This is a genomic window from Sphingomonas jatrophae, from assembly GCF_900113315.1.
Taxonomy (GTDB): domain Bacteria; phylum Pseudomonadota; class Alphaproteobacteria; order Sphingomonadales; family Sphingomonadaceae; genus Sphingomonas_P; species Sphingomonas_P jatrophae.
In genome coordinates, this window is record NZ_FOZG01000003.1 from 454,331 (window position 1) to 466,956 (window position 12,626).

The following is a 12,626-nucleotide window of genomic DNA, read 5'->3' on the forward strand; positions in this document are numbered from 1 at the left end:
TGGGGGGAAGTGCATGTCGTTGTTCGGTGCGGGGCGTAGGAGCTCGATCTATCTGGTGCCGGCGACGCCGCGCGCGCCAACGCGTCCGGTGCCCGGAGTGGGCCCCGATACGACCTATCGTCGAGTGCTGATCACGACCACCGCGCTAGCATCCGCCCTGGCAGGTGCCGGCTGGACGGAGCGTGCAGACGCGCAATCGAGCGGCCCGTGCGGCAGTCAGATCGGCGGCGCGGTCACCTGCTCGCCCAGCGGCAACCGCTATCGCACCGGGATCGCCTACAGCGCCCAGCCAGCGACGCCCGGGGAGGACGTGACGGATCCGGCGACCGACGTGCTCGACCTCGCCGTCTCCATCGAGAGTGGCGTTTCCATCGTCCTGCCGCCGCGGGCAGGCGCAATCCCGGCGGTGCGCGCTCAGGGCCATCAGGATGCGGACGTTTCGATCCTGGCTGCGCCGGGCAGCAGCATCAGCACCGCGGGCCGTAACCAGACCGGCATCAGCGGCACGGTGCAGGACGGCACGCTGAGGATCGAAGCCTCGAACATCCGGACGGACCAGGCGAACTCGATCGCCATTCTCGGCACCAGCACCGGCACGGGCGACATCGACCTGAATGCTTCCGGGGTGACGACGTCGGCGCGCGGGAGCCATGGGGTCGCCGCTCTGTCGTCGGGGACGGGAACGATCGCCATCAAGGCGGACGATATCGTCACGGGCGGGCCGAACGCGCACGGCGTGCAGGCCGCGACCGAAAACGGCGCGGTGCAGATCGTCGCGGGCCGGATCACGACCACAGGCAACCGTTCGGACGCGATCTCCGCGACCGGCGGGGGCGATGTCCGTATCGAGCTGGCCGGACCGGTGACAACCTCCGGTCGGCGTGCGAACGGGGTTTTCGTCACCGCCGACGGGAACATCGAGGTCTTCGGTGAAGGCTCCATCGTCACCGATGGGCGCGCCGGTAGCGGTGTCGATGTCTTCTCGACAGCTGGGCATGTCGCCGTCGACCTGCCCTCGATTACGGCGGGCGGTCGTGGCGCATGGGCCGTCTATGCCGGGGCGGATGCTGGCAATGTCGATCTCACCATCGGCTCAGCCACAGCGTCTGGCGCGAACGCCACCGGCGTGCAGGCGATGGCGAAGGGGGACGTCCGGGCGGTGCTCGGATCGCTGGTGACTTCGGGCGCCGGCTCTCAACTTGCGTCGCTGGAGGCGCGAGGCGCGCTCGACGTCGTGATCGACGACGGGACTGGCACCGGCATCGACGGCACGGGCATCCGTCTCACCGGCCAGAGCGTGGCCGCCACGGTGACCGGCGCGATTTCGGTCCAGAATGGCGGCAGCGACGGCGCGGCGCTCGAGATCACGGCCGCGCCGTTCGGGCCGCCCGTCAGGCTTGCCGCCGCCGGGGCGGCTGCGGCGATCCCGGGCGGCGCGACGCTCGACAATCGCGGCCGGATCGAAGCCAGCGGCACCGGCATAGCCGCTGTGGTTATCGACGCACAGAGCGACCTTGTCGTGACCGGCGATGGCTCGATCGAAACCGGCGATGGCGGCCGATCCGCCCTGATCTTCTCCAGCGGAGGCAATGCGACGATCTCGCAGGGGCTCCTTCGTGCCAGCGGCGACAATGCCTCAGGCGTGACCGGCACAGCCGAGGGCGACGTGACCATCGCCATCGGTCGCATCGAGACGAGCGGGCAGGTGGGCCATGGTGTCTCCCTGCGGCGCGAGGGCAGCGGCGCCACCAGGGTCGATGTCGGCGCACTCGCGATATCGGGGTTGGGCACGACCGGCGTCCACATTGATGCCACCGGCACCACCGGTTCCACGGGGCCGATCCAAGTGAATGTCGGCCGGATGGATGTGGCGACTGCCGACGGTTGGGGCATCTACATCGACGCGGCCAATGCTGACGTCTCTGCCTCGATCGGCAGTGCGGATCTGCCCGGGGCCACGCCGACCGCCGTATATGCCGCCGGCCGCTCGACGGACCTGACCGTTGGCTCGGTGATGTCGGGCGCCGATTCGTCCTTCTCGCTCGCGCTGGTCGACGGCGTCGCTTACGACGGCGAGGCCAGGGTTATCGTAACGGACCGGGTGGAGGCTCGTGGCGCGCTGGTGAACGGCGTGCGCGCCGTGGGCGACAGCGTCCTCGTGGCGGGCGGAGGCACCGTCGTCGCGGACGGGGGCTCTGGCGTCGTGGTGGAAAGCCGCGGGGCCGCCCGCATCGACCTGGGCACGGTGGCAGCGGGCGGCCTTGGCGGCCACGCGGTCGATATCGCAGCCGCCGACGGGGTCACGGCGGCGCTCGGGAGCGTCCGGGCGACCGGCTACGATGCGAAGGGCGTCAGGATCGTCGCGCAGGGCGGCGACGTGGCCGTTGCAGTCGGGGGCGTGGTAACGACTGGCGAGCGCGGAACCGGCGTGCGGATCGAGAATCAGGGCAGCGGTGCCACCAGCCTTGTCATGGACCAGGCCTCCACCAGTGGCATTTTCGCCAATGCCGCATCGGTGATCGCAGGAGTGGGTCCGGTCGACGTCACGCTGAAGAACGTGCTCGTCTCGGGCGACTATTCGTCAGGCGTGGCGGTTTCAGCGCCGCAGGCGGCACTCACGATGAACGTCAGCGACATGACGGTTATCGGCAGCAGCCCCCGCGCCGTGGACGTGGTGGTACGATCGGTCGACCTGACGACCAACGGCTCGATCAGGACGGCTCTGGGCGGAACTCCTGCCCCCGGTGAGGTCGCCATGGGGCTGCTGTTGAAGGGCACAGAGTTCATCACGCTCAGGAACCACGGTGACCTCGCCATCTCGGGCAGTGCTTCCGCGCTGATCAACGCGCGTTCAAACGGCGACATCTCGATCGTGTCGGACGGCACGATGCTGGCCCAGGGATTGGGCGCCTTCGGCATCACTGCGCAGACCCTCGGCAACGTCACGGTCGACCTGCGGTATATGCGCGTGCTGGGCGACTTCACGGCAGGCGTGGGCGCGCTGGCGGGCGGTGACGTATCGATCAAGGTCGATCGATATGAAGCGACAGGCTCCAATCTCGGCCTCGACTCACTGGCGCTCGGCAACATCACCGCGCAGATTGGATCGGCAGACACGCAGGACAATCTGGTCGCGTTTCGGGCAAGCGGCCTCGCCACCTTCCGCAACACCGGTACCATCGTCCAGAACGGCACCGGGCTGATGCGGATTTTCGCCGGCGACATCGATGTCACCTTCGACGGCGACATTTTGACGGACGCCGGTGACCTGTCCACCCTTCTCCTCGGCGCTGCGAAGATCGCCTTGACCACCAACGAGCCCCGCTACCGCAAGGATGACAGCAGGCTCGACATTCGCGTCACCAACAACGCGCTTGTCCGGGTGGACCAGTTCGGCTTCGATGCGATGGCGCTCTTTTCCGGGCACGATATCGACATCGCAGGCAACGGCCGGATCGAGAGCCTCGCCGACGTTGGGGGCGGACTGCGTCTGCAGGCGGCCAATGCCATTCGGGTGACGCAGGAGTCGATCAGCACCCGGGGGCTCGGCGCGGATGCGATCAGTGCGGACGCTTCGGGTGATTTCACCGCCTCGGTGAACAGGATCGGCACTGATGGCAACTATTCGACCGGAATTTCGGGCGACATCACCGGTGCGGCCGCGATCCATGTGAACGACCTCTCGATCAAGGGCAGAGGCGCAAAGGGCATGTTCCTGTTCGTTGGCGGAGACACCAACATCACGCTTGGCATGCTCGGCGTTGAGGGAGACGAGAGTACCGGCCTCTCGGTGCAAAAGGCCGGCTCGATCACGGCTCGGCTGGGGGCCGGATCGCTACAGGGCGACGCCGCCACATTCGCGCAACTGCGGGCCGCGGGCGACATTGCCCTCGCTGTGGATGGTCCGCTCACAATCGCGGGTCTCGGCAGTGTCGCAGTCGATGCCCAATCCGATCGAGCCATCGCGATCGATCTCGGGGCGGTCGACATCTCGGGCGCGAACAGTCGCGCTCTGCGCCTCACTGCAGGCAGCGACGTGACCGTGCGGATCGCGGACGGTCTCGCGTCTGCGGCCCCGCACGATGAGGTGCAGACCGCGACCGTCACCCTCGTCGGCGGCGCCGCCGCAACACTGGTGAACGAGGGCACGATCACGGCAACAGGCGCGCGCAATGCCGCCCTCTCGATCACGTCTGCGGAGCTGGCGACGCTTGACGGCAACGGATCGGTCGCGACCGGCGGCGACGATGCGACCGCTATAGGGATTGCCGGGCAACAGGGTGTCACGGTGCGCGGATCGGCAATCGCCACCGCCGGTGCCCGCTCACAGGGGCTGAGCCTGGTCAGCGGCGGAGATGCGCTGATCGACCTCGCCATCGTGACCACCTCGGGCGCTTCCAGCACGGCGGCAAAGCTGGAGACGCAAGGCGAGGCCATGGTGCGTGTGGGGTCAATCGTGACCAATGGCGCGCAATCCGACGGCCTCATGCTTCGGGCAGGCGGATCGGCGGATATCGTTCTGGGATCGGTGTCGGTCGGTCAGGGCGCATCCGCGGCACTCGTCGCGAGTGCGGGTGATGCGCGCGTCCTCCTCGGAAACCTTGCGGTGGCGGACGCCGGCTCGCGCGGTATCGACGCTCTTGCCGATGGGAGCGGCGAGATTACGATCGTCGGCGCAGTTGTCGGCAGCGCGGATCAGCAAGCACGGTCGCAACCATCGGCTCTTCCTGGCGGCCGTGAGGACGACAGCGCCCAGGCAATCGTATCGCTGGAGACTGGGGGCTTCGCGACGGTCGTCAACAACGGCAGTATTGCGACCAGCGGCATTCTGGAAGGTGGCATCGCGGCACGCGGTGCCACTGGCTCGCTCGTCACCAGCGCCGGCCCGGTTGTCACCAGCGGCGCTGGGGCAACCGGCATCTATGCGGCGGCCTATGCCAACAGCGCGCGGGCAGACGTCGCATCCGTGGTGACGGGCGGCGATGATGCGCGAGGCGTCCTCGTTCGCTCGCTGGGCGACAGCATCGCGGTCGTGCGATCCGTCTCGACAGGCGGCGACCGCGCCGACGGTGTTACAGCGGAGGGCGCCGGCAGCGCCGAGGTGCGTGCAGGGCAGGTAACCACAAGCGGCGCGCAGGCTTATGGTGTGCGCGCGCAATCCTTCGGCTCTGTGCTGGTCAGCGCGGATGACGTGGCGGTCAGCGGGAGCGGGGCGACGGGCATTGAGGCGGCGAGTTTCGAGCGCGGCAATGCCACCGTGGTCGCAGGTGGCCGCGTCTCGGTGACCGGCGGCAGCGGCATCGACGCCTATGCGGCAGACGGGCGCGCCAGCGTGCGGGCCGCCGAGGTCCGCCATTCAGGCGCAGGCTACGGTGTGCTGGCGAGCGGCTCGTCGGGTGCGACGATCGAGTTCGGCAGTGTCGTCAGCACCGGCAGCTACAGTGGCGAAGCGGTTACCGCCTTTGCCGCCAGTGGCGTCACGACGATCAAAGGCGACACCGTGACCGCGACCGGCGACCGCCGCGACGCGGTGGCTGCCGTAAACGATACCGGCAATCTCGCCATCGCGGTCAACACCGTATCGGCCAGCGGTGCGGACTCGGTCGGCATCTACGCCGGTGGCGCAGGGTCCGTGACCATCGTGGCGCGCGAGGTTGTCAACGATGCGGGCGAAGTGGGCGCCATCCTCGCCGAGGGCGGAAACATCGCCATCACCGCGGGATCGGTCACGGCAAGCGGAACTCCGACCGGACCAGGGCCGGGGGGCTCCGCAGCCGTCTCCGCACGTGCGGTGGGCGATGCACTGGTCTCGGTCGGCCGCGTCTCGGCGACGGGCGGCCATGACGGCATCAGAGCGGAAGGCGGCAACAAGGCCGGCGTGTCCGTCGCCGTGGACGGTTCCGTCCTGTCCAGTCGCGATGCGGTCGTGCTGGCCGCTGCTGCGGCGAACTCGCTGACCAATGATGGCGCGCTGCAAGGCACTGTCGCCGTGCGGGCCAGCGGCGGCGCGGCGACGATCGCGAACAACGGGACGATCAGCGGAGCGCTGATCCTGACGGACAACGCCGATCGCGTCATCAACCGCGGCCAGATGGAGCTCATGGGCGCCACCGCATTCGGCGCGGGCGACGACGTGCTGGAGAATGGGGGCGCGCTGCGACTTGTCGGACCTGTCGAGTTCGGTACTGGGACGGACCGGTTGGTCAACAGGGGCACCATAGCGTTCGGCTCGCTCAACGCCGCCCGGATCGCCCCGACGTCGGGCTCGCGCGCCATTTCGGGTGTTGAGGCCACGGCGAATTCGGGATTGATCGAGCTGCGGAATGGCATGTCCGGAGACGTTCTGACGCTGTCCGGCACTTATGCGGGTAGCGGTAACAGCACGCTTGGTCTCGATGTGGCCTATGGCGCCAGCATCACCGCTGATCGGCTTGAAGTTGGGGGCGCCACGACGGGAGCCACGCGGATCGTTCTGCAAACCACCGGCAACGCGGCGGTGCTGGATGCGGGCACCACCGTCGTGCAGGCCGGCGCTGGCAGCGTCGCCGGGGCATTCACGCTCGATCCCTCGCAGGTCAGTGTGGGCATGTTCCAGCGCGCGGTCGTCTTCAACGCCCCGACGAACAGCTACCGGCTGGTCAGTGGGCCGTCGGCAGCTGCCTATCGCCTGCTGAAGGTGAGCGAGGGCGCGCGCAGCCTCGCGCTCGACTCCGCCGACACGGTGACAAGCCACTTCGCGCTGGCCCGCGACGGCAAGGCGCCCGGCAGTGGCTTGTGGTCGGCCATGGGCGGCGGCCTGGTGTCGCGTGACGAACAGCGCAGCCTCTCCAGCTTTGGGCTGAGCCAGACGGCCGACCTCGGATACAGGCAGGATGGCTTCAGCGGCCAGCTCGGCGCCGACATGGTGCGTGGGCGTGCAGCATTCGGCGTGACCGGCGGCTACGCCCATTCGATCCTGGGCTTCGACCGCAGCGCGGACCGGGTGGAGTATGACGCCTACAATGTCGGCGCCTATGCCGCCCTTCGCAGCGGCCCGCTCTTCGTCAATGTGCTCGTCAAATATGATCGCTATGACTTGAAGGTCGACATTGCGGGCCAATCCGCAAAGACCGACGGCGAGGGCCTCACGGGACGCGGCGAGGCAGGTCTGCGGTTTGGCAGCGACCGATTCTTCGTCGAACCGGCGGCGCGGATCAGCTGGTCGGAGGTCAGCCTCGACGCGCTGGCGCTGCCCGCCACCATCAGCTTTGACGATCGCGCCGGCTGGACGGGGGCGGCAGGCCTTCGCCTCGGCGCGTTGCGTGACGTGGGTGGCGCGCGCGTGACGGTCTATGGGGCGGGAGACTATGTGCGGGCGTTCCGGGCGGACCAGGGCATCGCGTTCGCCACGGGCAGCGTCTTGCTCGCGGTTGGCGACACGCGGCTGCCCAGCCACGTTACCGGCAAGGTCGGCGTCTCGGTTGAGCGCGACCAGGTTAGCGGCTTCGTCGAAGGCGTCGGCCGTTTCTCCGGCAGCTACAACGGCGGCGGTGCTCGGGCGGGCCTGCGCCTGCGCTTCTGATCTGAGGGCCGGCGTCGTGGAAAAAAAAGCGGGTGCCGCAGTAACAAGCATAACAGCGTAGCGCACCGCCCTGCACCTCCGTGTTGGCCGTGGAGCGCATGATCGAGGACGAGATACGCCTGCTCGACAACAGCAGTCTGGTGGAGGATGACAGCGAGGTCGCCTTGGCGCACCTGCGCGCCCTGCATCAGGCATTGGGCGAGTTGATCCGGTTGGCCCGCGCGGACTAGCCGCTGACCGGCGCGCTCGGCACGTTGCGGGCTATCGGCTAGTCCGCCAAGGCTACGGTCGGCAAGGCCGCCGCCGCCGCGCCGGTCACCGCCTCGGCCATGGTCGCGTTCGCCGGCGTGGTCGGATTGCCGAGCTGTTCGTCGGCAACGTGGTGGTGGCGCTGGCGGCGGGCGGACTGGCGGGCAACACCGTGGAGGAAGTGATGCTGAAGCGGGAGGCTAAGGCGGCGGATTGAGAGCCGACGTCCCCGGTCAAGCGTTAGGATCATCCCACCAAGCGGAGAGATCCCGTGCGCGTCTACACCATCGGCTACGAGGGCTGCACACAAGCCGAGGTCGTCGCTGCGCTCTCCGCCGCCGGCGTCCGTTTGCTCGCCGACGTGCGCGCAGTGCCGCTCTCCCGCCGCCCCGGCTTCTCCAAGAACAAGCTGGCCGCCGGCCTGCGCGAGGCGGGCATCGACTATGTCGGGCTGAAGGCGCTGGGCACGCCGCCGGAGGGGCGCGAGGCTGCGCGCAAGCACGACCATGCCCGTTTGGCCCAGGTCTACGCCGGTCAGCTGGAGCTGCCCGAGGCCATGGCGCAGATGGCGCAGCTGCGGTCGCTGGCGGCGGAGCGGCCGACCGCCCTGCTCTGCTTCGAGCGCGATCCGGCGGGGTGCCACCGGTCGCTGCTTGCTAAGGCGGCTATGCCGGAGGCGGAGGCGGAGGTGGTGGATCTGTTCGCTGGAAGCGAATGAGTTGGGGCGGCCTTGAAAAATCGCAGGCAGCTGTCACTGCATCGGGAGATCAAGGAGGACGAGCATCCGATCGTGGTCGTATCGGCGCGGGACATCGTCGCGTGCTGAGATCGAACGGACGGCCGGACCGGGATACGGTGACGAGCTGGCTGCGGCAGGAGTTTCCGACCGCGGACGGCTGACAAACGCACAACACGAATAATCGCATGGACGACTGCGGGACCCGCGTCGGATGCAGGCGAGCGGAGGAACGGCGAGTGCCCCAAACCCTGATAGAGAGGATGTTCCACGAGGCCTGCCGCGCTGCAGGGCTTGCGGTGGAGCCCGAGCAGATGGTCGGCCGCTACCGGCCCGACTTCCTCGTCCGAGAACACAAGCTGATCGTCGAGCTTGACGGGCACGGCACCCATTCATCGGTCGAAGATCGTACCAGTGATGCCATACGCCAGCGCTACCTTCAGCGGCTGGGCTGGACCGTCCTGCGCTTCACCGGGCATGAGGTCATGCGGGACGCGGCGGGATGCGTCGAGGAGGTTCAGTCGTTCATCCTCGCGATCGGTCCGCCCGTGCCCACCTTCGCCGTCTACATCGACTGGCTCTTCTTCCAGCGCGCCGCTGTCGAGTTCGAGCAGCGCAATCGGAAGAACCTTGAGGCTCTGGGACTGATCACGCGCGACAGCTTCCTGAGGCTCCTGCCACGCGTCTTGGAAATGCCCGACTGGGTCGCCGTGCACCTCTTCGGTGCCGCGAGCACCTTTTCCCAGAGCGCCGTCACGCTCGAGACGAGCCGTCTGGTCGCCGACGGTCAGCGTCGGTTCGTGGTCGAGGAGCACCAGGCGGACTTCCTGGCTGTAACGCTTCTGGACCACCTCAAGGAGCGACGTCCGGTGTACGGGGGAAAAGTTGTCCTTGTCGCCGACGACGGCGCCTACCCGCCCGAGTTCCTCGACGACGACCCTCACCTCGCTGCCCTGATCCGGCGGGACGAGGCGCGGTCACGCATGCTGACGATCCGCGCCAAGAAGTGGCAGGACATCGACTATCTATTCGCGGAGCTCGCAGGAGTTCCGCTCCACGAAATGCGCTGACACAGCCGTTGTCGAACAAGGCTGGTGTCCGCAGCTCTGGAAGCCGTCGTGCGCGGTCCGCTGGTCACCAGCCGACCATCCCCAACAGGTGTTCCTCAAAACAACCGCTGGTCTCCGGTTCCGGCTGGATGAGAGGCGGGGGTTCACGTCAGACCGGCCGAGCGATAGGCAGGGCTTTAGCACCGGGTACCAGCTTCGCCGTTCGACCTGAACAAATGGCCGAAGCTGGGCAGCGGAAAACATGCCCTGAACGACCGACTCTGGGTCCTTGCGGTGGCGCCGTGCCGTCGACGGCTCACGACCAACATGCGCCATGCCGATTAGGCAGGACGAATGTCTGTTCACGCGCCCATTGCTGACGATCGAAGTCGGCAGGGTTAGGCGCCCGGACGTGAATTCTCGGCGTCGCCAGCATCAATGCTGATTGCGCTCTTTAGGTCGCGTAACAGCGCTTCGAACGAATGCCGCTCAAGCGCCCCAGGCGCAAGCACGACGGCGTGGCCGCGATCATGGTCTTCGCCTTCGACAGGAATGCCATGCGTGTCGCCGGGGCAGAAGATCGTGCCGACATAGGTTCCGAGCACGCCGACGTGGAATGCGATGCCGTTCGCAAAAGGCTCGGTGAGAAGGATCGAGCGCGGCAGCAACTCGCACATTACACGGTAGAGATAAGAAGGACCACCTGGCTGGGCATCCGGGTGGAAGCGATCGGCAATCTGGAAGCCACAGTTGCGCAAAGCGGTGTCGGTCCTGGCGGCCTCGATGTCGAGCGCGATGACCTTGCGCAGTGAGGCGCAGTCGATAGCAGGAAGTAGCGCCTCACCGTAAACGAAATAGCCGCCGCCCAGTGCAACCTTAGCAAGAAACCGCAGCGCGGTGAACATCCCAACATTGAGCTGGACGGTCAGGTCCTCGCCGGCGGACTCCTGGTCGGTGAGTTCGCGGCCAGCCTTGACATCCCACACGCGCATGCCTTCCGGGGTGTGGCTGATCTGCGCCGGGCGCCCGGCAATCGTTGCTCGCCGCCAGCGCGGCACCGGCTTCCTACCATGCCCTTTCACAGGCGAGCGGGCGAGTTGAGGCGCGAGCAGCGGATCACTGGCGAGTGCGCCATCAACTTCGCTGCCCATCTTCGAATTGAATGCTTTCTGCGACCAAACCTGAAACTGGTTGGTGCCGCCGAGCGACAAAGGGATGATATGATCCCAATTGCCATCGGTCTCTGGCACGTCCTGGTCGGTATATACGCAGTACACGAATTATCCTTGAGCGAAGCGCCGGGCGCGGCTCTGCGCGCCTGCACAGATACAAACGGCCATCGGCAGCGACCAACGTGCGCCGTTCGCTAGCGGGGCTGGAACCGTCGGCTGTTCCCCGACCGGTCACTCACCCAGCGTAAAGCTCAGCACCAACGCACGTGTCCAATACGCTGTATTCGATGTTTCAGACCGAAACGATCACTGGGTCCGCTCACCGTAGCGCTCAAACATCCTAGCGTCCATGTCGAACCCGGGCTTAACCTTACCGACCACCACCAGATGCACGGGGCTGTTTACCATCGGATACAGCTGAATCAGAGTGAACACGCAATCAGACAAAGCTCCGATATGCTCCCTACCCCCAACAATCCGAAACATGTGCCCTTCGCCTTCCATCAAGTCTCCGATTTCCGGCATACCCTCATACAGGTACCGGGGCGCGTCACCGACGTAGCGCTCTATGTCGTCCGCCTTATTCAAAATGACATCGGCCAGGAAGGGATCGAAGGCATCCAAGCCGAATTTCGCAACCGCCCAAGCGTGAGCAGTCTTGGCGAGAAACCGCAGGGTGTCTTCACGAGAGACCACCCCGATCTGCGTCTGAACGATAAGCGCGCCCTTCTCATTGCCCACTTCTTTAGCAATGGCATCAAGCCTATCCCTCTGTTGGTAGGTCCAGCTCTTCCCCAACTCGCCACCTGCCTTGGCTGGCAGTCCAAGGATCGTCGGCGCTGGCGAGGTCCAAAGCGGCAGAACCAGTGGCGCTTCGGCAAACGGAACTAGCCGATAGCCTAGGTCGCGGATATGTTTCCCGCTCGAACCGATTTCGGTAAACGTGAGCCGCATATGCGTGTGGCGCTCAAGCAGTTTTTTCTTTTTTTTTCTGGGTGCGTGATGGCGCCCCGATAGCACCCCTAAATGGGCCGATTTGGTTGATCAGGAAACCCTGCTCATACTTGTTGATGATCTTCTGGCACTCTCCGCAGGAGGCGTCCAAGATGCTGAGCACATCCGCTCCCATCGCGTACGGAATGACGTGCTCTTCGCTGCGCTTCAGTTTATCATTGCCGCAGTAAATGCACAGGCCAGGGGATGGAAGCTTCGTACGCGCGTAGGCATCCAAATCGATCTCATCAGACTTCATTGCTTCCCCGTTATTGTTCGACGTCGTGAAGTGCTTTCAACGACAAGGGGCCTTCCAAAACTAGGCGCCTAGGACCTCATTTGTCCGCTCCTGCCAGAAGCCGCCGTTTACCGCCGAGCCCGTGAATGACGACTTCGTCCCAGTTCCCGCTATCGAAACTTGGCCATTAGGCTCAATGAATGATCGTCGGAAGTTGGGGAGCGGGATAATTGGCCCGAACGTCTGGGAATGGGTCGTGCCCGCCGCTGCGCGGCCGCCCAGATGCTCAAGCAATTAATTTGGGTGCCTCGCGCGAGGCGCGCATAATTAAGCGGATCGATCTGCCGCAGGGTTAACGAACTCAGTGTTCGGTAAGCTCGACGACCTCAAAATCGAAGCTCTTCCACCCGTGTCGCCCCGCCGCCTGTTCTGTCAGCGCCTCCTTGCTTGTGGCCTCCTTCGCGGAGGTGGCATGACCCCAGAACACCTCGTATTTGCCACCGTGCAGATGCGCGATGATGCGCCAGTAATGCGTGAGCGGCGCGGCTGTAGGACCGATCGTCTTTACATAGCCATCGGCCATCGTCGCGGTCAGATAGCGCTTCTTTCTCGCCATCACTGCGCGATA

Annotated in this window: 9 protein-coding genes; 4 read left to right on the forward strand and 5 right to left on the reverse strand. The window is 66.0% G+C overall.

Going from position 1 to position 12,626, the window contains the following annotated elements:
- The first annotated feature begins 124 nt into the window (after positions 1-124).
- Entirely contained in the window at positions 125-7,561 is a 7,437-nt protein-coding gene (locus BM360_RS17700; protein ID WP_165611359.1) for a hypothetical protein, read from the forward strand.
- 98 nt (positions 7,562-7,659) lie between these two features.
- Positions 7,660-7,791, forward strand: coding sequence for a hypothetical protein (locus BM360_RS20055; protein WP_278247464.1), 132 nt, complete (start codon positions 7,660-7,662; stop codon positions 7,789-7,791).
- Positions 7,792-7,829: 38 nt separating this feature from the next.
- Here BM360_RS20055 and BM360_RS17705 read toward each other — a convergent pair whose 3' ends face one another.
- Positions 7,830-8,060 (reverse strand): hypothetical protein, encoded by a 231-nt coding sequence (locus BM360_RS17705; protein ID WP_093316725.1) that lies wholly within the window; start codon positions 8,058-8,060, stop codon positions 7,830-7,832.
- Between the two features lie 21 nt (positions 8,061-8,081).
- Between BM360_RS17705 and BM360_RS17710 the strand changes: the two genes are divergently transcribed.
- Both BM360_RS17710 and BM360_RS17715 read left to right on the forward strand, forming a co-directional pair.
- Positions 8,082-8,528, forward strand: a complete 447-nt coding sequence (locus tag BM360_RS17710) for a DUF488 domain-containing protein (RefSeq protein WP_093316727.1) — start codon at positions 8,082-8,084, stop codon at positions 8,526-8,528.
- Positions 8,529-8,734: 206 nt separating this feature from the next.
- Positions 8,735-9,616, forward strand: coding sequence for an endonuclease domain-containing protein (locus BM360_RS17715; protein WP_093316730.1), 882 nt, complete (start codon positions 8,735-8,737; stop codon positions 9,614-9,616).
- 377 nt (positions 9,617-9,993) lie between these two features.
- Here BM360_RS17715 and BM360_RS17720 read toward each other — a convergent pair whose 3' ends face one another.
- The 4 genes from BM360_RS17720 to BM360_RS17735 form a co-directional block, all read right to left on the reverse strand.
- On the reverse strand, positions 9,994-10,872 hold the full coding sequence (locus BM360_RS17720; RefSeq protein ID WP_093316732.1) for an HNH endonuclease: 879 nt from the start codon (positions 10,870-10,872) through the stop codon (positions 9,994-9,996).
- Positions 10,873-11,073: 201 nt separating this feature from the next.
- Positions 11,074-11,721, reverse strand: coding sequence for a hypothetical protein (locus BM360_RS17725; RefSeq protein ID WP_131819293.1), 648 nt, complete (start codon positions 11,719-11,721; stop codon positions 11,074-11,076).
- 13 nt (positions 11,722-11,734) lie between these two features.
- Positions 11,735-12,019 carry a hypothetical protein gene (locus tag BM360_RS17730; RefSeq protein ID WP_093316737.1) on the reverse strand — a complete coding sequence of 95 codons (285 nt, stop codon included), beginning with the start codon at positions 12,017-12,019 and terminating at the stop codon, positions 11,735-11,737.
- 340 nt (positions 12,020-12,359) lie between these two features.
- Entirely contained in the window at positions 12,360-12,614 is a 255-nt protein-coding gene (locus BM360_RS17735; RefSeq protein ID WP_093316740.1) for a hypothetical protein, read from the reverse strand.
- Between the last annotated feature and the right edge of the window lie 12 nt (positions 12,615-12,626).